Source organism: Pseudomonas sp. GX19020, assembly GCF_023371075.1.
In the GTDB taxonomy this organism is placed as follows: domain Bacteria; phylum Pseudomonadota; class Alphaproteobacteria; order Rhodobacterales; family Rhodobacteraceae; genus Pseudogemmobacter.
The window spans coordinates 87300-110467 of record NZ_JAMCCR010000010.1; the positions used below are offsets into that span (position 1 = coordinate 87300).

Annotated in this window: 21 protein-coding genes; all 21 read right to left on the bottom strand. The window is 62.1% G+C overall.

The genetic code is table 11. The annotated features are described in order from the left end of the window. Nucleotides 1-37: 37 nt before the first annotated feature. Nucleotides 38-670 carry a glutathione S-transferase family protein gene (locus M3484_RS15460; RefSeq protein ID WP_249497564.1) on the bottom strand — a complete coding sequence of 211 codons (633 nt, stop codon included), beginning with the start codon at nucleotides 668-670 and terminating at the stop codon, nucleotides 38-40. Nucleotides 671-682: 12 nt separating this feature from the next. After that, a complete protein-coding gene (locus M3484_RS15465) occupies nucleotides 683-2098 on the bottom strand; it encodes an amidohydrolase family protein (protein ID WP_249497565.1) in 1416 nt (471 codons plus the stop codon). Between the two features lie 158 nt (nucleotides 2099-2256). Further along, nucleotides 2257-3234, bottom strand: a complete 978-nt coding sequence (locus M3484_RS15470) for a LysR family transcriptional regulator (RefSeq protein WP_249497566.1) — start codon at nucleotides 3232-3234, stop codon at nucleotides 2257-2259. A 443-nt stretch (nucleotides 3235-3677) separates the two neighbouring features. Next, on the bottom strand, nucleotides 3678-4556 hold the full coding sequence (locus M3484_RS15475; RefSeq protein ID WP_349306282.1) for a TAXI family TRAP transporter solute-binding subunit: 879 nt from the start codon (nucleotides 4554-4556) through the stop codon (nucleotides 3678-3680). A gap of 67 nt (nucleotides 4557-4623) precedes the next feature. Continuing rightward, on the bottom strand, nucleotides 4624-5220 hold the full coding sequence (locus tag M3484_RS15480; protein ID WP_249497567.1) for a dihydroxyacetone kinase subunit L: 597 nt from the start codon (nucleotides 5218-5220) through the stop codon (nucleotides 4624-4626). Continuing rightward, nucleotides 5217-6215, bottom strand: a complete 999-nt coding sequence (locus M3484_RS15485) for a dihydroxyacetone kinase subunit DhaK (RefSeq protein ID WP_249497568.1) — start codon at nucleotides 6213-6215, stop codon at nucleotides 5217-5219. Before M3484_RS15485 ends, M3484_RS15480 begins: the two co-directional genes overlap by 4 nt. Nucleotides 6216-6256: 41 nt before the next feature. Continuing rightward, nucleotides 6257-7300: an ABC transporter permease gene (locus M3484_RS15490; protein ID WP_249497569.1), complete on the bottom strand. Its 1044-nt coding sequence runs from the start codon at nucleotides 7298-7300 to the stop codon at nucleotides 6257-6259. Beyond that, on the bottom strand, nucleotides 7297-8814 hold the full coding sequence (locus M3484_RS15495) for a sugar ABC transporter ATP-binding protein (RefSeq protein ID WP_249497570.1): 1518 nt from the start codon (nucleotides 8812-8814) through the stop codon (nucleotides 7297-7299). The genes M3484_RS15490 and M3484_RS15495 overlap by 4 nt, the downstream gene beginning before the upstream one ends. A 65-nt stretch (nucleotides 8815-8879) precedes the next feature. Next, a complete protein-coding gene (locus M3484_RS15500; protein WP_092904272.1) occupies nucleotides 8880-9869 on the bottom strand; it encodes an autoinducer 2 ABC transporter substrate-binding protein in 990 nt (329 codons plus the stop codon). 27 nt (nucleotides 9870-9896) lie between these two features. Beyond that, nucleotides 9897-11393, bottom strand: a complete 1497-nt coding sequence (locus tag M3484_RS15505; RefSeq protein WP_249497571.1) for an FGGY-family carbohydrate kinase — start codon at nucleotides 11391-11393, stop codon at nucleotides 9897-9899. Next, nucleotides 11393-12499, bottom strand: coding sequence for a M20/M25/M40 family metallo-hydrolase (locus M3484_RS15510; RefSeq protein WP_249497572.1), 1107 nt, complete (start codon nucleotides 12497-12499; stop codon nucleotides 11393-11395). The genes M3484_RS15505 and M3484_RS15510 overlap by 1 nt, the downstream gene beginning before the upstream one ends. Beyond that, nucleotides 12496-13476 (bottom strand): ABC transporter permease, encoded by a 981-nt coding sequence (locus M3484_RS15515; protein WP_249497573.1) that lies wholly within the window; start codon nucleotides 13474-13476, stop codon nucleotides 12496-12498. Before M3484_RS15515 ends, M3484_RS15510 begins: the two co-directional genes overlap by 4 nt. 30 nt (nucleotides 13477-13506) lie before the next feature. Next, complete coding sequence (locus M3484_RS15520) at nucleotides 13507-13683, bottom strand: hypothetical protein (RefSeq protein WP_249497574.1); 177 nt, start codon at nucleotides 13681-13683, stop codon at nucleotides 13507-13509. A 622-nt stretch (nucleotides 13684-14305) separates the two neighbouring features. After that, nucleotides 14306-14995 carry a GntR family transcriptional regulator gene (locus tag M3484_RS15525; protein ID WP_249497575.1) on the bottom strand — a complete coding sequence of 230 codons (690 nt, stop codon included), beginning with the start codon at nucleotides 14993-14995 and terminating at the stop codon, nucleotides 14306-14308. Nucleotides 14996-15070: 75 nt separating this feature from the next. Beyond that, complete coding sequence (locus tag M3484_RS15530) at nucleotides 15071-16399, bottom strand: aspartate aminotransferase family protein (protein ID WP_249497576.1); 1329 nt, start codon at nucleotides 16397-16399, stop codon at nucleotides 15071-15073. Nucleotides 16400-16404: 5 nt separating this feature from the next. After that, nucleotides 16405-17553 carry a phosphotransferase gene (locus M3484_RS15535; RefSeq protein ID WP_249497581.1) on the bottom strand — a complete coding sequence of 383 codons (1149 nt, stop codon included), beginning with the start codon at nucleotides 17551-17553 and terminating at the stop codon, nucleotides 16405-16407. 46 nt (nucleotides 17554-17599) lie between these two features. Continuing rightward, nucleotides 17600-18394, bottom strand: a complete 795-nt coding sequence (locus tag M3484_RS15540; protein ID WP_249497583.1) for an SDR family NAD(P)-dependent oxidoreductase — start codon at nucleotides 18392-18394, stop codon at nucleotides 17600-17602. Continuing rightward, entirely contained in the window at nucleotides 18391-19500 is a 1110-nt protein-coding gene (locus M3484_RS15545) for an ABC transporter ATP-binding protein (RefSeq protein ID WP_249497591.1), read from the bottom strand. The genes M3484_RS15540 and M3484_RS15545 overlap by 4 nt, the downstream gene beginning before the upstream one ends. Nucleotides 19501-19513: 13 nt before the next feature. Next, a complete protein-coding gene (locus tag M3484_RS15550) occupies nucleotides 19514-19936 on the bottom strand; it encodes a diol dehydratase small subunit (RefSeq protein ID WP_249497593.1) in 423 nt (140 codons plus the stop codon). After that, nucleotides 19933-22212, bottom strand: a complete 2280-nt coding sequence (locus M3484_RS15555; RefSeq protein WP_249497595.1) for a propanediol/glycerol family dehydratase large subunit — start codon at nucleotides 22210-22212, stop codon at nucleotides 19933-19935. Before M3484_RS15555 ends, M3484_RS15550 begins: the two co-directional genes overlap by 4 nt. Next, complete coding sequence (locus M3484_RS15560) at nucleotides 22209-23102, bottom strand: carbohydrate ABC transporter permease (RefSeq protein WP_171909715.1); 894 nt, start codon at nucleotides 23100-23102, stop codon at nucleotides 22209-22211. Before M3484_RS15560 ends, M3484_RS15555 begins: the two co-directional genes overlap by 4 nt. Between the last annotated feature and the right edge of the window lie 66 nt (nucleotides 23103-23168).

The window sequence follows — 23168 nt, forward strand, 5'->3', positions numbered from 1 at the left end:
GGTCAGGGATCGGGGGTCGGGTCAGGGAATGGAGATGTCAGAAGAAAGGGGCGGTGATGGCTTCCGCCCGGAAACTGCGCTGCACCGCCGGCCGTTCGACCAGGCTGTCGAGATGGCGGGCAAGTTCGGGGAAGCTGCGGGTCGGCTTTGACAGCAGGCGGCACCAGCGCCCGAGGAGCAGCAGGTAGAAATCGGCAATGGAAGGCTGTTCACCGGCAAGCGCGCGCCGCCCCTGCAAGGCCGTATCCAGCACGGCCAGATGGCGCAGAAGATGCTCCTCCATCCGCGCCCGATAGGCAGGCTCGTCTTCGGGCGACACATAGAATTCGGGGCGGTAATACTGCCAGAAATCCACCTGGACCGTGTTGGTCAGAAAGGTCAGCCACTGATAGGTCAGGGCGCGTTCGCGGCTGCCGGGTGCGGCAATCAATCCGGAATCGGGATGGCGGTCCGCCAGATGCAGGCAGATCGCCGCCGCCTCGAACAGCGTCAGATCGCCATCGACCAGCGTCGGAATTCTTCCGTTCGGGTTCAGCGCCAGATAATCCGCGCTTTGATGCTCACCCTTCTTGCGGTCGACGAGGATCAGCTCATAGGGCGCGCCGATTTCGTTCAGCACAAAATGGGGCGCGAGACTCGCAAGTCCCGGCGCGTAATAGAGTTTGTACATTCTGGAGTTTCCTCAGGTGAGGCCGTTGCTCTGCGGCCGGTCCGGCTGCCATCGCGGTTTCATATCGAGGCGTTCCAGCATCCGCAGATGCGAGCGCCGCGCCTCGTCATAGGCTTTCGCGGCATCAACCAGCTGCGGATGACCGTCCGCCCAGACGAGGACGCCGTTGACGATCACCCTGTCGACCGATTTCGAACCGCAATTATAGACCAGTGACTGCACCGGGTCAGACCAGGGATGGGCCTCGGGCAGATCGGTGCTGCGGATGACGATATCGGCGTATTTCCCCGGCTCCAGCGAGCCGAGATCGGCTGCCATCCCCACCGCCTTCGCGCCGCCGATGGTGGCCAGTTCCAGCACATCCATCGCGGTCATCTGCTGGCCATCGCCCTTGGCGCGGGTACCCAGAAGCGCCACAAGCCCCTGAAACCCCACATCATAGCGGCAGCCGGAGGCAACACCGTCACTGGCCAGCGAGACATTTGCGCCGTGGCGGCGCAGCTCCAGATGCCTCGCATGTTTTGCCGCCTGCGCCCCGAGGTTCATCGAGGTCACCGGGCACCAGACCGCCGTCACACCGGCTTCTGCCGCCAGCTTCGCTTCATCGGGATCGAGGTCATTCATATGGCTGAACGTCATGTTCTCGCCCAGCAAACCGTGATCGGCATAATGGCAGATCGCCCGTTTCCCCAGACGCGCGGCATCGGCCCCGGCATCATGGTGGTCAAAGGACTGATGCATGGTCAGGATCGCGCCATTTGCATCCGCCACCGACTTTGCGGCCAGAAGCAGCTCGTCCGAGGCCGAACCCAGCCCGAAAACCACGACACAGCCGCGGATCAGCGGCTCTTTCTCGGCCGTATTGCGCTTCAGCTGGCCACCCAGCAGATCAAGGCTGCGATCAAGATCGCGCGCGGCCCGCGACATGTCGTAAACGCCATCGCTGATCGGCAGATCCCACAGGAACGGATCCCCGATAAAGCCCCTGATGCCAAGCTCAGCGGCAGCTTCGGCGGCGGCATCGGCATATTTCAGCGTTCCGGCCTCAAGAAAGCAGGTCGTGCCATTCGAGAGCATTTCGAGGCAGTTAAGCATGGTCGCCGCGCGCTCATCGGCAAGATCAGAGAGATCCCACCACCGGCGCAGCACATTCATCATCGTGCCGGTCTCCAGCGTATCCGGCAGCGCGCCCCGGGCCGTGTTCATGAAATGCACATGGGTGTCGATGAAGCCGGGGTGAACCGTGCCGCCTTTGGCGTCGATCACCTGATCCGCGCGGTAGCGGGCAAGGAGCTCCGCCTCTGGTCCGACATCAACGATACGCCCGCCACTGATCGCGATCGCCCCGTTGGGCAGGCAGCGCCGCCCGGCATCCATGGTGATGACAAAGCCGTTGCGGATCAGACTATCGACAGGCAGCTGCTCCATGACATAGGCTCCGCTAAGACTGTTTCCTCTGGCACCCCTCAGGCAGGCGCGCCGGTTCTCCTCAAGCATAAAGGGTCAGCCGGTTCGCTCAAATACTTATTACGACTTTGTTGATAGATATTTCGTATCAATAGCGCCAGGGGAGGAGCCGGCCCTGATCAGATAATCCCAGCCGGCAGTTTTGCGGCATGGGTCTGAGCTGCCCTGCCGGGGCTTCCGCCCGGAGGTTTTCCGGCACTGACAGAACCTGTGCGGGCAAGGGCCCGGCCTGGCGCCTGATCGCGGATCGCATCGATGATTGACATGACGGCCGGGCTGCTGGCCGCTGTCTCAGGGAAGACTGCGTGCAGCGTGCTGACGGCCGTCAGATCCGGTGGGCACAGAACAGCGACCCCCCTCGTCACGGCGGCCACGCTTTCCGGAACAAGGCTGTAGCCGCAACCGGCCGATACCAGCGCGACCATTGTCAGGGTGGAGCCCACGACCTGCGACACTTCGGGCGAGAAACCGGCGGTCATGCAGGCCCCCATGACGGCATCGAAATAGCCCGGTCCGATATCGCGGGAAAAGAACACAAAAGGCTCGACGGCCAGATCTGCCAGCCGCAGCGTCGGATCTCCGACCCGGGGATGATCCTCGGCCAGCACAAGGACGAGACGGTCAACCGACACTTCTTCCGTCACAAAGCCCGGCGCGCGCCAGGGACCCCGGATCAGAGCGACATCCAGTTCGCCTTCCAGCAACATCTCGCCCTGGCGCACCGAATTCGCCTCGGTCAGACGAAGCTCGGTTTCGGGCCAGGCCTCGCGGAACCCTTTCAGGATCGCCGGCAGCAGCACCGAGGACGAGCTGACAAAGCCGAGGCGGAGCGTCTCTCCCTCGGCACGCTGCACGGCCCCGAAAGCGATCTCGGCTGCCTTAATCGCGCGCCGCGCATGGGGAAGGAGCCGGCGCCCTGCCGGCGTCAGCCTGACCCCTTTGGTGTCACGGTTGAACAGCGCCTGCCCGACATAATCCTCAAGCTGGCGGATCTGCTGGGACAAGGGCGGCTGCGAGATATGCAGCTTTTGCGCTGCATTGCGGAAATGCAGCTCCTCCGCGACGGCGACGAAATATCTAAGCTGACGCAGATCCATATTTCATCAACTCCCTTGCGGCAGAATATGAGATGGGCGGGGACGCAGAGTTTCTGGCTGCCCCAGTGAAGGCGATGACTATAGGGCCTGATCCGGGCACCAGCCACCTGGGGTCCCGGAACCATGTTCTCTTCTTCTTCGCTTGCATAGCGTTAACCTGCTAAAGGTTGCCCGCATCGCAAAACTGGACCCGATCTGCCCGGAACCGTCACGCCTGTGACAGATTTCTCATGCGGCGTGACGCCCGCCCTGATGGGCGCGCTCACTGACGATAGCCTTCCCCGAAATTCCACCCGGAAACGCCTTGCGATCCGCCTGCGGGAGGGATGACAGGTCAGGGACTGCGCCCCTGACGCCTCAGGCAGCCCGGCAGGTCGGGGCGCCGTAAGCAGAGGGGGCGGGGCTTTAACCACTCCGCCCCCGGTTTCTCCCTTCGGCACAGCTCACTCAGCGGCGGGGATCTCGGGCCCTGCCTCGCGGCAGAACCTTTCGGCGCCCGGATGCAGCGAAATGCCAACGCCATCCAGCGCATGATCCGGCACGATTTCCTTGCCTTTGGCGTGACCCGCATCCGGAAGCGCCCGTGAGTTCTTGTTCCAGACGGCACTGGTGATCTCATAGATCAGCTCTTCGGACTGCGAGGCACCGGTGATCCAGAGCGCGCCCACCGCCAGCGTTGCCACGTCCTGATCAACACCTTGACAGGTGGCTGCCGGAATGGTGTTCGGCGCGCAGAAACCATAGTCTTTCAGCACGCCCCCGGCCTCAGGGCCGGTCAGCGTAACGATGGTGATGTCTCTGCTGGTCGCCAGCTCGGCAATCGCCCCGGCGGGGAAACCACCCACGAAAAAGAAGGCGTCCATATGGCCGTCACTCATCAGATCGGCGGCCTGGTTTAGCTTCAGATATTCCGGGGTGATGTCAGCTTCCGAGAGACCCCAGACCGCAAGGATCAGTTGCACATCGACCAGCGTACCCGAGCCAGGCTCGTCCAGCGAAACCTTCCTGCCCCTGAGGTCAGCGACCGAATTGATCCCCGAGCCGGCCCGCGCCACCAAGTGGTTCGATGCCGGGTAAAGGTTTGCGATGGCATACAGTGCGGCTACCGGCTCCTGGCCGTGCAAAACGCCGGTGCCGGTCCAGGCGCAACAGGCCGCGTCTGATTGCGAAAAGCCCGATTCAATCGCACCGCCCCTGTCGCCGGAGACCGAGTGGACAGCCCTCAGGATTTGTCGGATCCGGAGCAGACTGCATGCTGACGACCTTGCCCCAGAGCGTCTCAGCGACCCGTGGAGAGGGCATCCGCAACCGCGCCAGCTCAGCCCGCGCTATGCCAGTACAATCAAACGCCCACAAAACCGGCCGCCGCGCAGGGTCCGCGCCCCGGATCTAAGCGGGATGCAAGCCCTCAAGGATCCGCTGAAATGCCAGCTGGCCGGGATCGGCAAGTCCGACGGAACGCTCTCCAAACATCCGGGCCCGGCCGAGAAGACAGGGCCGGGACCGAAAAGCCTCGACGACCTCGCCTGCGCTGGTTGCTGCGACGCGCGCCATCTGCTCCGGTGGCACCCCCACAAGCGACCGCGCCACTGCGTCGAGACTGTCCAGCACCGTCTTGTCACCCAGGTTGCCCTTACCGCGCGCCATCATCGCGTCCCGGCCCCCTCCGACGAGGGCCGGAATCCGGGCGGGATCAAGGCTGTCAGAGCCTTTCAGCTCTCTCGCTGCCGACATAAATCCAGTTGCAATCAGCGTGCCATAGGAAGAGGACGACACCCGCTGAAAGGCCTTTGCCACTTCCAGAAGGGCGAGGCCGAAATCAGCCGGGAGATCAATCCGCGCCGCCTCGGCAAAGCCATTGGTGACGGTGATCCCCAGATCGCCGTCACCAAGTTCGCCATCGGCGCGGCAAAGCTCATCCGAAAAGCCGGCGGTATAGGCTGCCACCCGCTCCAGCCCCGCTTTCAGATCGGCAACCGTAATCATGCGACGCTCCAGAAGGCACAATGCGCCGGCGCCTTCAGCCAGCGCTCCAGATCGGCATCCAGTTTAAGTACCGTCAGTGTCATGCCGGTCATCTCCATCGAGGTGGCGTAACGCCCGATCAGCAGCCCGGCTACAGTCACGCCAATAGCATCAAGCCTGGCCCTGAGACGGCGGTAAAGGATGTAAAGCTCCTCCTGCGGGGTCGCACCCAAAGAATTGACCAGAAGCGCGATGCGCGCCCCCGCTTCAAGCGGCTGATCAGAAACCAGCTGGTCCAGCATCTCATCGGCGATCTCGTCGGCGGTTTTGATGGCCGAGCGGTAAATGCCGCGCTCGCCATGAATGCCCATGCCCATTTCCATCTCATTCTCGCCCAGCTCGAAAGTGGGTTTGCCATGCTGCGGAATGATGCAGGGCGTCAGCGCCATGCCGATCGACACGAGATTGTCGGCGGCCTTTTGTGCAGCGGCGGTCACGCCTGCGAGGTCAAGCCCTTCATCCGCAGCGGCTCCGGCGATCTTGAAGGCGAAAACCATGCCTCCGACACCACGGCGCTTTGCAGCCTCGCTCCTCGGGGCCGAAACCACGTCATCGGTCAGAAGAACGGTCGATGTGGAAATGTCATTCTCCAGATCGACCATCTCGCAGGCCATGTCGAAATTCATCACATCGCCACCATAATTGCCGTAGAGGCAGAGCACGCCTTTGCCGCGATCGGCAAGCCGGATCGCCTCGGCCATCTGTTCCGCCGAAGGGCTGGCGAAGACATCCCCGACCGCGCAGGCTGAAAGAAACCCCTCGCCGACATAGCCGGTGAAAACCGGCAGATGGCCCGAGCCCCCCCCCGAGACGATGCCGACCTGGCCCTCGGCCGCGCCGCGCGCCCGCGCCACCACCCGGCGCGACGGCTGGGCATAGATGTCCGGATGGGCGAGGATCATGCCCTCAAGCATCTCATCAACGTAATGCGCGGCCTGGTTCAGGATTTTCTTCATCGCGGCGTCCTCCCGGGGTCTGTGGTTCTGGTTTTTCTGCGTCACGCCCGGCTGTGGATGCTGCGCGCCTGCCAGCGCTCCATCGCGATGGGCAGTGCTGTGCCGATGATGATCAGGGCGCCGACCACCACTTTCTGCCAATAGGATGGCACACCCACCATCAGAAGGCTGGTATTGATCATGGTGATGACCAGAACACCCAGCATCGTACCGATCACCGTGCCGTAGCCGCCCGTGATCCGCGCGCCACCTAACACGACAGCTGCGATGACATTCAGTTCCTGCCCGACCAGATCGAAAGGGTTCGCCATACGGGCCAGCGTCATATGGGTTATCCCGGCAATCCCGGCAATTGCCCCTGCCATCACGAAGACAGCAACCTTGACCCCGGCCACATTGATCCCAAGCCGCCGCGCGCCTTCCTCTGAACCGCCGATCGCATAGACCTTGCGGCCAAATATTGTGAATCGCAAAATCAGCCCGACCAGAACCGACACAGCTGCGAGAGCCCAGAAGGCCTTTGGCAGCGAGACCATCTGGCCCATCTCATTCTCGATCCGCACAATATTCGATCGTGCAAAGCTGACCACTTCGCGCGGCATATTGGTGACATAGACGGTGCCAAGGAAGGTCAGAAGCGCACCGCGGATCAGGCTCATAGTGCCCAGCGTCACAATCAGCGTGTTCAGCCCGAACCCGCCAACCAAAATTCCGTTTATCAGGCCGAGCAGCGCCCCGATCAGCGCCCCCATCGCAAACCAGGCCCAGATCGACAGGCCGGGATCGATGGCCATGATGAGTTTTGCGGTTGCATACATCGCAAAGGCGCCGATGGCCGTGCATGAGACGTCAATCCCCCCGGCGCAGAGGACCAGCATCACGCCGATGGCGAAAATTCCGGTCACCAGCCCGTTGCGCGTGATGTCGATCAGCGTGGCTGCAGAAAAAAAGGCCGGGTTCAGGGCGCCCAGAAACAGCGCCAGAGCCAGCGCCATTGCCATGACCACCCCCTGGGGCGAGCGCAGGGTCTGGGTCAGAATACCTGTCATATTTCCCATCGTTTTTCCTGCCGGGTCAGCGGTCATGCGGCGCTCTCCTCTTGCGGATGATCGGCGGTGACGGCGGCATAGATTTCGTCTTCAGTGACGGATTCAGCGTCGAAAGTGGCGGTCAGACGGCCCCCGGTCATGACCCTGATACAGTCGGACAGCGCCATGGCCTCGTAAATGTCATCGGTCACCACCAATACCGCACAGCCCTGACGCGACAGCGCCAGCACCAGTTCATGGATGGCCCGTTTCGAGCCGACATCGACGCCGACAGTTGGCCCGTTCAGGATCAGCAGCTTCGGGTCGGTTTCCATCCACCGTGCCAGAACCACCTTCTGCGCATTGCCGCCCGAAAGGGTCGAAATATTCGGTCCCGGCCCGGGCGCGCGGACCGAGAGTCGCCGGATCGCGTTGTTTGTGCGGGCTGCCATGGATCTGAGGCTGAGGAACGGGCCGCGCAGGTCATGTTCCATCGTTGCCACGCCGAAATTGTCCCGGATCGGCTGGTCGGCGAACAGGGCCTCGGTCAGCCGGTCTTCGGGAACATAGGCGATACCGCGCGCCATGGCATCTTGCGCGGAGCGCAGGCGGATCACCCCGGATGCGTCCTCAATCGTGCCACTGTCGGGCTGCAACAAACCAAACAGGGACAGGGCCAGCGGCGTGCGCCCCGAGCCGAGCAGGCCGACAATCGAGGTGATCTCGCCAGAATGCAGATCAAGATCCACCCCCTCGTAATCGCCCCGGCGCGTCAGACCGCGCAGCCGCAGCACCGGGGCCGCTGCAGCGACCGGGCTCCGCGCCAGGCGCTGGCTGTCGATGGGGCGCCCCGACATCGCTTCGACAAGGCCGGCCGGCCGGAATGCCGTGATTGGCCCCGCGACAACCGCCTTGCCGTCGCGCAGCACCGTGACCGTATCGCAGACTGCGAAAACCTCTTCGATCTTGTGAGACACGAAAAGAAAGGCAACGCCATCGGCCTTCAGCTGGCGCACGATCCTGAACAGCTGCGCCACTTCGGCCCGGGTCAGGGCGGTGGTCGGCTCGTCCATCACGATGATGCGCGCCTCGTTTGCCAGCGCTCGGGCAATGGCGACGACCTGTTTTTCGGCCACGGGAATTTCTTCCAGCACCCGGTCGGGATCAAGGCTGACGCCCATCCGCTCCAGGACCTCCAGCGCCAGAGCCCTGCTCCGACGCGCCGAATAGACCTTTGCCCCCGACGAAAGCGCTGACAGGAAAGAGATGTTTTCATGGACCGTCAGATTGGGCAGCAGCGAGAAATCCTGCCAGATCACCGAAAGACCCATCGCAATCGCCGCACGCGCGCCTTTTGGTGCGCGCTTGCCATCGAACAACACCTCGCCCGCATCGGCGGCAATGACCCCCGAGAGGATCTTGATCAGGGTTGATTTGCCCGACCCGTTCTCGCCGGCAAGACAACGCACTTCACCCGGCCAGAGCGTGAAGCCGACCCCTTCCAGCACCGGGATCGGCCCATAGGCCTTGGCAAGGTTTCGCAGGTCCAGCAGGGGAACGGGTGAGGGCATGGAAATATCCCGAAGAGCGCAGCGCGTGCCCTGCCCGGACCAAACCGGGCAGGGCATGAAACGGATCAGAAGTTGTAATCGCCCATATTCGCCGAGGTCACATCTTCCCAGGCCTGGCCATAGATCACATGGCCATCAACCTTAACGTCATTATAGCCCGGGATCCCCAGGTCATCGCCGGTTTTGACCTCCTGCCCCTCGATCGCCATGACCGCCAGCTTGTTCATCGCCTCACCGGCCTTGGCCGGATCCCAGAAGGAAATCATGCTGATGGTGCCTGCCTCGAGATAAGGGCCGGAGACAGATACCAGCGAGGTGCCGACAATGGTCACCTTGCCTTCAAGCCCGGCTTCTTCAACCGCGAGGGCGGCGCCAACCACATCCTCACCGGCCGACCCCTGGATGCCCTTGAGGTTCGGATAGGTGCGCAGCAATTCCTTGGTTTTGGCATAAGCGGTCTGCTGCTGTTCGTTCGATTCCACCTTGCCGCCTACCAGCGTCATTTTCGGATAATGGGCCTCCTGATAGGCGATCGCGGCATCGACCCATTCATTATGGGTTTTTGCGGTCAGATGGCCGACGAACACGGCATATTCGCCTTCCTCGCCCATACCTTCGGCCAGCGCCTTCATCAGATGCTCGCCGTAAGCGCCATTGTCGAAGGCCTCGATATCCCAGGTGACATTCTGCAGCGAGGAAGCCTCGTGGCCGATCACCTTGATCCCGGCATCGAGCGCCTTTTTCAGGACCGGCTCCAGCGCCTCGGGCGAATTCGGCACCACGGTGATTGCGTCAACGCCGCGCGCGATCAGATCCTCGATCATCTGAACCTGCAACGCGGCATCGGCCGAAACCGGGCCAATCGTGGTGGCATTATGGCCGGAGGCTTCTTTGAAGCCGGCCACGCCCTCGGCCATGCGGTTGAACCAGGCGATGCCTTCCAGCTTCACCACGGTCACGATCTCATAGCTTTTGGTTTCGGCCAGCGCTGGGCCGGCGAGACATGTCGCGCCAAGCGCCAGTGCCAGAGCGCCTTTGCGGATGGAAAAACTCATATCGTCCTCCTCTGTTTTGTTTATTTTTCAGTTTTTGCCACCGGCCAGCAGCGGCCGGGTGCTGTGGTAAAGTCTTTGGAAACGCGCTGCACCGTCGTGGTAAAGCTGCGTCAGATCAGAATCAGGTGTCAGCATGCGCGCACTCGGATTCCAGCGCGTGATATCGCGGGGAGCGACCATGCCGACCCCCACCGCAGCGAGAAAGGCATCGCCATAGGCCGCACCGGTCGAGCGGGCGCGGATCGTCTGCTCCCGTCCCGTGATATCCGAGATCCCCTGCGCCCAGATCGAATTGCGGGTGCCGCCCCCCACCGCTATCACCTCGGTGATGCGCGCGCCTGCCGCGTTATAGGTATCGAGGATCTGGGCGATGCCATAGCCAACCCCTTCCAGCAGGGCCCGATAGAGATCACCGCGCTGATGGGAGAGATCGAGGCCAAAAATAACCCCTTTCGCCGCTGCATCATGGATCGGCGTGCGCTCGCCCGAGAAATAGGGCAGCATCAACAGGCCCCGCGCGCCGGGAGGTGAGGCTGCCGCCTCGGCGCTGAGCACCGCAAAAACCTCTGTCTCGGGCAAATCGCGGGCGAACTGGCTGACAAACCAGCGCGTGAGCGTGCCAGCAGTGGCAGTTCCCGACATCAGCGCGTGCTGGCCCGGGAAAAGCCAGGGCGCATACCAGAGGTGCGGGTCCGCAATTCTCTCGTCGGTCACGAGGATCAGGAACATTGACGACCCATACATGAGCATCATCTGACCGGAATCCTGCACGCCCACAGAAACCGCCTCGGCGGCGGCGTCGATGGTTCCCGCAATCACCGGCGTGCCTTCAGCAAGGCCCGTCAGCTGCGCGGCGTCAGAAGAGATATGTCCGGCGATATCGGTGGCCCAGGTCAGCGCGGGCAAAAGCGCGGCCGGCGCGATCAGATCATCGTAATCACGCGTCCAGGACTGGCTTTCGATGTCATAATAAGGATGATAGCTGGAGGCAGAATAATGGTCGATCACCACTCTCCCCGTCAGCCGGAACACGAGCCAGGTGGTCGAATTCATGATGTATTTCGTGCGCGCGAAAATCTCGGGCCGGTTGCGTTTCAGCCAGAGCATCTTGGGCCCGACCGATTGCGAGGTCAGACCATTGCCGGTGCGCCGCAACAGCGTTTCGACGCCGATTTCCGCCGTCAGCTCTGCGATTTCCCGGCTGGCGCGGGTGTCGACGCCGTAAAGCACACCATTCATCAGCGCGACGCCCGCCGCGTCGACCGGCAACATGCAGGGGCCGATCCCCGAGATGCCGACCGCGGCAATCTCTTTAGGATTAACGGCACTTTTTGCCAGCAACTCCCGCGTCAGCGTGACAAAGCCCTGCCACCAGTCGGCCTCGGCATCATGTTCGGCATAGCCCGGCTCTGGGACCTGCATGTCATGACGACGCGCAGCCTCGGCCATCACCCGCCCTGTCTCATCGACAAGGCATCCTTTCGCCTCATAGGTGCCGATATCAATGCCGAGCGTATAGCGCATCAGGTCACCAGATCACGGTCGAGACTGAAATCACCTGCCATGCGCGCAATGGCCGCACTGACCAGCCGGGTCAGTTGTGAAAGGTCACGCAAGTCGCACAATTCCAGCGAGGTATGGGTGTAGCGACAGGGAAAACACATATCAATGCAGGCGACGCCGGTGCCGACCAGCTGCACATAAGAGCTGTCGGTAAGAGCGCCGGTATGGGCGGTACGCTGCAGGGGAATACCTTCGGCGGCGGCAGTCTCATCCATCAGTTTCGGAAGCGCCGGATGGGGGATGGTGCCGTTCAGCGTGCCCCGCCCGTGAAAGGAATACAGTGCCATTGCCGGGCCACCGCCCAGGACGACCTCCCCGCGGCTGGTCATGTCCGGCGTATCCGAGTTCAGCGCGAGGTCAATCTGAATCGCCACATCGGGCCGCAGCCCCTGGGCTGCTACCATCGCGCCGCGCAGGTTGAATTCTTCCAGCACGGCAAAGACGAAATGCACCGTCGGGCGCTGAGCAACCGGCAGTTCCGCCAGGGCCGCCGCCGCCGCCATCACCACCGCGCAACCTGCACGATCATCAATCCAGGTGCCCGCAACGCGGTGCTCGTTCAGATGCACCACCCGGGGCGTATAAACCACCGGCGTGCCGATCCGGATCCCAAGCGCTTCGACAGCGCCCGCACTTTCGGCGCCGATATCAATGAAAAGATCCGCATAGGGCGTGACCTTGTATTTCTCATCTGCCGGGGTCGCGTGGTGCGACTTGTTGGCGATGATGCCATGCACATCGCGACCCTCACCCACGCAGAACGTGACCAGCTGCGCCGGGAGCGCTTTCTCGGGTATGCCGCCAAGACGCTCGATGCGGATCAGCCCGTTCGCTTCAATCTTGCGGGTCACGAAACCGAGGCTGTCCATATGGGTAAACAGCATCACCGAAGGTGCGGTATCGGCACCCGGCAGCGTACAGATCAGATTGCCCAGCATATCGACCGAGACCTGCAATGGCAGATGTGCAAGCTGCCCGGTGATATGGCGGCGGACCCGATCCTCATGCCCGGCGAGGCCCGGGATCAGCATCAGCGCTTCGAGTGACTGGCGAAGAGAGTCGATCATATCCGTTTTTTCCGCATGAAAAGAGGGCCGAGGCCCAGATTGCCAGCCATCCAGCGCCCCAGCATCACCGCAACCAGCAGGCCGCCATAGAAGAGGTCGCGCGAATAGGCGCTGAAGGCCATAAAGTTCAGACCGCTTGAGATCAGCTGCAATGTCAGCACCGCCAGCACCACTCCGATCACGGTGCCACGGCCGCCATTGGGATCCACCCCGGCCAGCACATTGATCAGGATCACAAGAAGCAGATAAGAGCTGCCGTAATCGGGATTGGCCGAGCTGACCCGCGCCAGCACAACCAGCCCGGCCAGAGCCGCGATACCGCCGCAGATTGCATAGGTCCGCACAAGGGTTGTCGTCTCGGAAATGCCGGCGAAGCGGGCGGCAGTTGCATTGGCACCGTAAAGCCTGCCACGCAGTCCAAGCCGCGTCCGCGCCAGCACAAGTCCCAGCACCAGGGCCACGCCTGCGAAGATGACCAGCGGCAGCGGCAGGATCCCGAAGACCGACCATGTCCCCAAAGCGGCATACCAAGCCGGCAGCCCCGTCAGCGACGGGCCGCCCGTTATGACGATAGCGATGCCGCCAAACAGCTGCATGGTGCCCAGTGTCGCAAGGATCGCGGGCAGCCTGAGCCATGAGATCAGGAGCCCGTTGACCGCACCGCAGCACAGCCCCGTGAGGATCGTTACCGGTATGGCGACTGACGCCGCAACGCCGCCTTCACGCAGCAGAACCGCGCAGATCACCGCGCTCAGATTGGCGACAGCCACGACAGAAAGATCGATCCCTCCGGCAATCATTGCAGGCAGAATTGCCAGTGCCAGCAGCCCGAATTCCGGGAACTGGAACCCCATCGAGGAGAGATTGTTGAAGGAAAGATAGCCCGGCGCGGCCAGTGACAACGCGACGAAAATCCCGACCGCCAGCGCTGCGAGGCCGTAAAGATAGCTGGTTGTCGTATCGCGTCTTACGTCCATCGTCTCTCCCCGGTATGGTCTGCCTGAACGTCAGCCCAGGCTGGCTCTCACGATCCTCATGAGGTCACTTGCACTCTCCGGATCGTCGGCATTAACATCTGCTGCCTGCAAAGCCTCCGGGTCGCAGGCGACCCCTTTGACGATCCCCTTTGTCACCGCCGCCTCATCATAAAGCCGGACCCCCGGCAAAGGCTTCAGGTGGACCATGGCAGTCACCGGTTTCGTACCCGGAAGCAATTTTGCGAAGTTTGACATAGCTGCCCGCATGGCAATCTAAACGTGCCGCGAAAATTGCGCCCCGGGCAAACCTGCCCTGCCTCTCTCTCGATGATAATCCCCCTGCAACCCTGTTTGCGGGTCTGGAGAAAAGGCTAATGGATGGCCTCGACAAGCGTCAACAGGATTCGAACACAATCGAAAAAGAATTCTGTGCCGAGACCTGCGACGATCAGAGATTTTCGTTGAGTTCTGCCGGGAACTTCATGACCATCTGTATGGAAATTTTCATACATCAATGATTTTGCTGATGAAAAATATTTTATGGGCAAAATCGTGGCAACCGGAGGCATCTTGCAGCATTAAACATTATCGAACATATCAAACAAAATGTTTCACCCGATATGCCTGAAATTCCACCGGCCTCTGCCCCTGTCACGTGGTCAGAGGCCGTGAATGCGATGAACAAACGGAAGCACCCCGGACCAGCGCCACCCCGGGCTAGGCCGCAGGCCAGGCTTTGCAGCCTAAACTCCTGTGGCACGGTCCCGGGCGCGCAACGCGCCGAAAGACCCGCCCCCCGAACCGACAATCTGCTACGGCGATGACCGGCTCAGGGCCGGCCTTTCGGGGCACCGGTATCCTCGGCATAGATCAGATGGGTTGCCAGCACTTCGGCGGCGTCCCCTATGTCCTTCACCAGCGCTGCGGCGATCGCGGCGGGGTCCTGTCTGCGCAATGCCGAGATCATCTGGCCATGTTCTTCATTGGCGATGACATGGAAGCGCCCTTCATCCGCGAGGCGGTTCAGCCAGGGGCCGGTCCGCAACCAGCACAGCCCGATCATCTGCTGAAGGAATGGCTGTTTCGCGCTCTCGTAGATCAGGAAATGGAAGCTCTGATTATCCGCCAGATAGTCGGAAAAACGTCCCTCGGCGATTGAAGCGAACATGCGTTCGTTCAACACTTCCAGCTTTGTACAAAGCTCTGAACTGGCATGGCACAGCGCGGCCTCACCGGCCAGAGGCTCCAGGCGCAGGCGGATCGCGGTGATCTCGGCAAACCGGGCACGCGTCATGACCGGCACCTGTACCGTGCGGTTGGCGGCAAGTTCCAGCGCCCCTTCGGCGATCAGGCGCTGCAGGGCCTCCCGGACCGGAGTGGCCGAAATGCCGAGGCTCGCCCCCAGACCACGGATGGTCACGGATTGTCCGGGGGTGAAACGCCCCATAAGAAGCGCATTTCGCAAGGCCGAATAGGCCTGCTCGTGCAAGGGTTCGGCGGTCAGTTGGGCAAAATCCATCTTGCTATCTTTCAGGCACTTTGACCGAAACTATCAGTTTCCCCTGCACGGCGCGAGCCTGCTGCCAGCCAGGCCTCAGGCGGCGGCAACCGCCGCACTGATTGCCTCAAGAAACCGAGTCGCTTCGGGCTTTTGCAACACCAGTGGCGGGCGGATCTTGAGAATGTTCGCGCCGGGTCCGGTGGCGCTGATCAGCACACCATTGCGCCGCAGATGGTTGACGATATGGCCCGCTAGCCGGGCATTCGGTTTGTTCGTGCTCTGGCTCTCGACACATTCCATCGCCAGAAACAGCCCCGCGCCCCGCACGTCACCGATATCGTCGCGTCCGCGTACAATCTCGGAAAGCCCCTGCTTCAGAAAGGCCCCGATCTCGCGCGCGTTTTGCTGAAGCCCTTCGGTTTCGATCACATCAAGCACCGCCATTCCGGCAGCACTGGCCACCGGATTTCCCCCGAACGTGTTGAAATACCGGGCTTTCTCGCCGAATTCCGCGACGACTTCCGGGCGGATAGCCGCGCCTGCAACGGGGAAACCATTGCCCATTGGTTTGCCCATCGTTACGATATCAGGCGTGATGCCATGCCGCTGAAAGCCCCAGAAACGATCCCCCGTGCGGGCAAAGCCAGGCTGCACCTCATCGGCGATGAAGAGCCCGCCTTCGGCGCGGATCAGATCGGCGGCCGGTTTCAGAAAGCCCGCCGGATCGGGGTAGAGCCCGTCACTTGAGAAGATCGTGTCGACGATGAAAGCCGCGGGCTCGATCCCGTCAGCGCGCATCTCTGCGATGGCCTTCGCCAGATCCGCCGCCAGTTTCGCCCCCTGTTCGGCGGGCGGGACAAACAGAGCATTGGGCGCATCGATCAGGCGCACCCTCGCGCCCCTTTGTACGAAGCCACCCAGCGAGGGAGAGAATTCCGATACCGACTCGGTCAGCCCGTGATAGGCCAGCCGGGTCACGATCACCCCCTGGCGCCCGGTGTAAGACCGCGCGATACGCAGTGCGAGGTCATTGGCTTCTGACCCGGTGCAGGTGAACATCATATGGCCCATCTCGGGGGGCATGGTGGCAAGCAGCCGCTCGGCATAGCTGACCACGCCCTCATGCAGGTAGCGGGTATGGGTGTTGAGCGTGGCAAGCTGGCGGCTGATCGCCTCAACCACTTTTGGATGGGAATGGCCGACAGAGGCCACATTATTATAGGCGTCAAGCCAGGCATTGCCTTGGGCGTCGTAAAGCCAGACCCCCTCGCCCCGCACAAGGTGGAGTGGTTCTTCATAGAACAGGCGGTAAGCCGGTCCAAGCGCTTTGCCACGCCGCTGGATCAGCGCACGATCCTCAGGGGCAAGACCAGCGGTCCGCGTCGGATCAAAAGCATTTACCATGGTGGTATCGGGTTTCATCCGGGTCACTCCGTCGTTTTTGCAGGCAGGGCGGCGCGCAGCAGCCGCGCGGTTTCATCGGCGCCGATGTGATCGATCGCATCAAGTCCGCGCAGCGAGGCGGCTGCGTTCCTCAGGATATAGGGCGCGTTTTCGGGATAGCGGGCCGCGCGCCAGGAGGTAACGGCCAGCGTGGTGACATGGCGCATCCGGATCAGATCGGGGAGCAGCGCGATCTCTTCCTCTTCTGGCATCAGAACCGAGGCATAGCCCGCAACCATATCCGCGACCCGCGCAAGTGGCGCTGGCCCCTCGGTGATATTATAGGAGCAGGCGACCGCCAGATCACAGGCCAGCGGCGTATGAACCATATCGCCGAAGTCAATGATCCCGGTCGGGATATCGGCCTCAACTCCGTCGACAACCAGATTGTGGGGGTTGAAATCATTGTGCACGACCCAGGCCCGCAGATGCGGCAGGCGCGGGGCGATCTCAGCTGCAAACCGGTCGAGATGGGCGCCAAGCCGGTCGCGCAACGCGGTATCGCTGACCGCGGACAGCATCGGGCGCAGGCTGGCCGCCTGTTTAATGTCCCATTGCAGCACATGACCCGCGGCGGGATGGAAAAAGCCGCGCATCCCTTTGCTCAACCGCCCCAGCAGCGCGCCTATGCGGTAGTGCAGATCCGGGCCGGGCGTTGCGGCATGCAGCATTGTGCCGTCAAGCCATGTCAGCAGCCGCACGATATGCTGCTGCCCCGAAGGGCCGGTGACAATGTCCCAGGCCTCACCTTTCAGCGTCTGACAGATCCGCTGCACCGGCAGGTCGGGATCAATCACTGCCAGATGCATCAGCGCCGCCGTCTGCATCGCGGTGACACTGCGGTCCTCGCTGGCATTGGTGATCTTCAACAGCGCCTGGGTGCCACAGGCCAGGCTGACATGAAAATTGGAATCCCGCTCGGATGACAGGCTGCGGAACTGGCCGGCAATGCCGAAGGTCCGCAGGGCGATCTCTTCGGCCTGGGTGATGGAAATGCCGGGCGGGTCCTGCGAAAGCAGTAAATTGGCGTCTGCCGCGCGGGCATCCGGTGCCAGAGCGGGATCGGTGGTCATCCTGAAGGGCGGCAAGCCGCCATGCGCCAGGCTGGCGCTGAGGTCGGACGGGATCTGCACGTCTTTATCCTTGTTCCTGTCTTCGGTAGCGGCCCCCCGGGGCGGCTTACACAGAGGAATTGCTGCCACCGGCGAGGCATTCGCCGCCATCCGCAACAAGAGCATGGCCGGTGATGAAAGAAGAACGGTCCGAGCACAGGAAAAGGATCGCTTCGGCGATTTCTTCCACCCGTCCGAACCGGCCCATCGGCACCAGGGTGCCGACCACCTTCTCCAGCGCAGCCCGTCCGCCAAGCTGCGCCTCATAGGGGCCATTGAAAGGGGTATCCACCCAGCCCGGGCAAAGCGCATTCACCCGGATGCCGTCTTTGGCGTAATCCAGCGCGATCTGCTTTGTCATCGTAATGACGGCGGATTTGGTGGTGATATAGGCAAGCATGCCCTTGTCGAGGAACACCCCTGCATTCGAGGCCGTGTTCAGGATCACGCCGCCGCCTTGCGCGCGCATATGCGGCAGCGCCGCCTTGCAGGCCGCAAACTGTGCAACGACATTGATCTCATAGCTTTTGCGCATTTCATCCGCGCCGATATCCTCCATCGCGCCCGCGATCTGGATGCCGGCGTGATTGTGCAGGATGTTCAACGCGCCCCGATCAGCGACCAGCGCTGCAAAAACCGAGGTGATTGACGCTTCATCCGCCACATCAAGCGCGGCAGACCCCGCCTCGCCCCCGGCGTCCCTGATCCGTGCGGCCGTCGCAGCCGCAGCAGAAGCGTCGCGATCCGTCACCATGACGAAGGCGCCGTTTGCTGCAAGAATTTCTGCCGATGCCGCCCCAATCCCAGATCCGGCGGCGGTCACCAGGGCGGTCTTGCCGTCCAGAAGCTTTTGCGTGGTCATGCTTTTTCCCCCTCACCCTTGGCGGGCTCCCGCAGGCTGCGCTCGGTTGCGGCATCAAACAGATGGATTGCGCCGGTATCGGCAAAGAAGCTGCGGCTCTCGCCACGGGCAGGGGCGGTTCCGGGGGCCAGCCGCAGGGTCACCTCCTGGCCCGCGAGATCGCCGATCACATAGACCTCTGCACCGCAGGGTTCGATCAGCGAGGCCGTGACCTGGAAAGCCGGCCAGTCCGCCTGAAGCGGCGCAAGGTGGAAGGCTTCGGGACGAATCCCAAGCAGAACCTTGCGGCCCGTCTCGCCGCGCAAATGGGCAAAACCGGCGGGAAGGGCGAAGGAAGGCCCGGCCCCGACGCGGATTTCACCGCCGGTCAGTTCAGCGGGCAGCAGGTTCATTGCCGGCGACCCGATGAATTTCGCGACGAATGTGCTGGCCGGGCGATTGTAAAGCGTATCGGGGCTGCCGATCTGTTCGATCTTGCCGGCCCGCATCGCGACAATGCGGTCGGCAAGTGTCATGGCCTCGATCTGGTCATGGGTGACATAGATCACCGTCTGTTTTTCTTCGAGATGCATCCGCTTGATCTCGGCCCGCATCGAGGTGCGCAGTTGCGCATCCAGATTGGAGAGCGGCTCGTCGAAGAGATAGACCGCCGGTTCGCGCACCATAGCGCGGCCCATGGCAACCCGCTGACGCTGACCGCCCGACAGTTCACGCGGCTTGCGGTTCAGAAGGTGGTCGATATGCAGGAGCTTTGCCGCACGCGCCACCTGATCGGCAATCTTTGCCGCCGGAACCTTCGCAAGCTTCAGGCTGAAGCCCATATTTTCAGCCGCCGTCATATGCGGGTAAAGCGCGTAAGACTGGAAAACCATCGCGATGTCACGGTTCTTCGGTGACAGATGCGTCACATCCCGCGCCCCGATGCGGATTTCCCCTGCCGTTGTCGGCTCCAGCCCTGCGATCATGCGCAAAAGCGTGGTCTTGCCGCAGCCCGAGGGGCCGACCAATACGACGAATTCCCCGTCTTCGATTTTCAGATCGAGATCGCGGATGATGTCATGGGTCCCGAAACTTTTGGCGAGTCGGACGACTTCTACCTCTGCCATAGCCCTGTCCTTCCTAGAATCTTTTGGTGAAAAGGCCGCGTTTCTCGCCGATTTCGGCGGCCTCTTCGATCAGCGCCGCAATCAGGGGCGCATTGAAACTGTCGCGCATCAGCTGCGCGCGGGCGCGTAACTCAGCTGCTGAGCCGGCCCTGCCAGGGCGCAGCAGCTCGTAGGTGTCGAGCAGCATTTCCTGCGGCACAGCGGTCAGCTCGGCCGCGCGCTCAAAGTTCTCGGCCAGTTTATCGCGCCTTGCCGCGCGGGCGATATCCGCCTGAAGCCGCAGCACCTCGGGCGTGATCGCAAGGTCCTGCGGCCCGATCCGCCCCGCCACGGCGGCATCAACGGTGAAGTCATCAAGCCCCAGACCGCCGGGGGTACGCACCAGCTCCGGCGCCTTTTCCGAAAGCGGATAGAGATCAAGTGGAGACTGGCTCATGCGTTGCGCTCCGCGCTGGCGAAAAACATCTCTTCGGGGGCGGCTGTGGGGTCGGTCATCTCGGTCTCGATGGCGTAGAGCAATGCCACACGCGGATGGAACCGCGCTCCAAGTGCCTGGCCATCATTGGTCACGATGATCGGCTCAGGCAACTCACCCCAGGTCATGCGGCCCGCGTTGCGGCCCATTGCGCGATACTGATCAAGGCGGACCAGAGGCGCATTGGAGAAAAGCTCCAGGTTCATATGCGGCAGCCGGTCTTTCTGGTGAATGATCGCTGTGCCCTTGGCCTGAATGCCGATGCCGAAACCCGAACCTGCCAGCCGTGCCGCCGTCAGCCCGAGAAATGAGGTATCGGCGGTGTGACGGATGCGGACGACACGCGGCAAGGCCCCGCCTTCGAGAATACCCTTTGTCAGGGCATCCAGCACATCGCTTACGGCGTGGCCGGCGGTGGTCTGGTGCAGCCTCTCCCCGAAGGCCGGAGAGATGCCGATCACCACCTCATGCGGATCACGGCCCGGAGCGGCCTCGCCGATCGGGTAGAATTGCGCGGCGCCCGAGGGGGCCTGGTGGCGGCCCTCGCCGGCGAGGATATGATTGCGGTTGATCGTTCCCCGCACCGCTTTGACGCGGTTCCAGCGGTCTTCGTCCATGCGGTAGCCGGTGCCCGGGCCGGAATAGCGGTTCGGGTCGTTGACGGCCGATACGACGCGCCCGTCGCGCACGATGGCCGAGGTCTGCAGATAATCACCGCTGACGCGCTGGCGCAGCATGGACATCAGGTTTTCTGCCATCTCACGATGCCCGCGCAGCGCCAGAGCGCGTACCACGTCAAGCGCGGTCAGGTCGCGTGCTGCAATGTCCTGGCTGATCTGCAGCGTGCGCAACGGCGAGAATGTCTCTGTTTCATTCGAGCCAGAGGCATGGATCACGCTTTCGATCATCTCGGCCCCGGCCTTCGCAAGGCCCAGCTCGTCCAGCACATCTGCCAAAGCCAGGACTGCCTGACGGCGCAGGGCCAGTGCCGTTGTCTCTGCAACCGGCGCAAGCCCGCCATCGGCCTGGAAATCGCGTTGCAGGGTCAGATAATCCTCCAGCTCTTCCGCATTGAACAAAGAGGGATTGAACGAATTGTCATAGGCGCGGATCGAGCCGAACCCCGAGGTGATCAGGTCGGATCCTGCCAGAAGATAGGGCGTGATCTTCGCACCGATCCTGACCTCTGATTCCGAGGTTTTGGTGTCATTCCCGGAGGCGCATTCGAGGCCCAGCCAGACCGCCAGCAGATTTTCTGCCATCAGTTCGCGCACGCCACCGGGCATGGAGGCGGTCAGCGGCGCCCCATCGACGCCACCGTTCTGCGTACCCTGCACGCCCATGGCGCGTTGCAGACACAGGCAGCGCGCCTCAAGATAAAGGACCGAGCATTTCTCATGAAAGCCCATCAGCAGCTCAGACCCGGCGCCCGACGTGCAGCGCGCCTTGATGCCGCGCGAGGCATAGGCTGCGGTCAGGAAGGTCTTGGACCAGGGCGTGTCATCACCGTCAACAAAGCTGCGCTCAGAGCCGTAGACCGAAACCGTCTCGGCGTAGGTGGCAAGGCCCGCAAGACCGATTTTCAGTTCCTCGGCCTCTTCGATGGAACATTGGAAAAGGGTCGAACCACGCCCCGAGGCCGCGCCTACGGTGCAGGCCAGCGCATTTGCCCATGCATTGCCCGCCACCCGCATCGTCGTCTCGATCTCGTCAAAGCCAAGCGCAACAGCAATGGCGCTGTCTGCCGCCAGTTGCAGCGGGTCATCCTTGGCATTGGTCACATGCGCCTGATTGCCGGGGCTGTGGCGCTGGCGCATCTTGGAATAGGCGAAAGTCGCCTCCAGCATCGAAAGCCGCCCGACCACCTCGGCCAGTTTCGCAGGCGTCATGCCGCGGGCCAGCCGCTCCAGCTCTTCACGCGGCACGTTCACATCGACCAGCATCCGGGCGATCCCGGTGCTGTCGAGTGCCATCGCCTCGGGCGCAACGGCAACATCGAGGTGATGCGCGGCGATGAATGCGTCGAGAATATCGAAATCCGCAGCCTTGCGGCCATCCATCTCAAGGATCTCGCCTGCCGCACCCAGTACAAGGCCCGGCACAGGATCCCAGGGGGAATGGAAGACGGCAAAGCCATGTTCCGGGTTTTCTTCTGAAAAGCTGTCAAGCCGCAGAGGGCGCTGGTCCCATTCCAGCATGCGCGTCCAGCGCGGGGTCTGACCGGCATCCATCTTCATTTCTCTTTCATGATGCGCAGGAGAAGCACGGTCAGGGCCACGACCGCAGCCAGCAGAATGAAGGACACAGCCGCCGCCTGGCCGATATCAAGGAAGCGAAAGCCCAGCCTGTAGGCATAGAAGCTGATCGTTTCGGTGACTTTACCCGGACCGCCCTGGGTCAGCATGTAAATCAGGTCATAGCTCTTCAGCGCGGTGATCAGGCGGATCAGCACCGTCACAAGGATCACCGGCCTGAGCATGGGCAATGTCACATGCCAGAGGATCTGCCAGGAGCTGGCGCCATCAATCCGGGCCGCCTCCACCGGGTCCTGGGGCAGCGATTTAAGCCCGGCGTAAAGCATGATCAGCATGAGGGAGGTCTCGTTCCAGATATCAACGAAAACCACTGTCGCAAGGGCAAGATCGGGATCTCCGAACCAGCCCTGTTCGGGAATGCCGACTTGCGACAGTACCCAGTTGATGATGCCCAGATTGGGGTTGAACATCAGCCGGAACATCAGCGCCACCGCGACGGGCGTCATCAGGATCGGCAGCATCAGCACGACCAGATAGAAATTGCGCATCTTCAGCCAGGGCTGGTTCAGAAGCAGTGCAAGCCCGAAGGCGATCAGAAACTCCAGCACGACGACGATCACGGTGAGCTTCATCGTCACCCATGAGACGCCGGCGAATTCCTCGCTCATCATCAGGGTGTAGTTCTCGAACCAGATCAGATCACCCATTCCATAGGTGATGATATATTCGTGCAGGCTGAGCCAGAGCGAGTAAAGCAGCGGCCCCGCCACCACCAGCGCCAGCACGAGGATCGTGGGCGTCATGAAAAGCAGTTTGTAAAAGCCGACAGAGAAGCCGTCGCGGCGGGAACTGTTCGGGGTGGCGCGTGTCATGTCTTCGGGCATCCGTCGCTGGGATCGGGTATCACGGCCCGGCAAAGGCGGGCCGTGACATGTTAC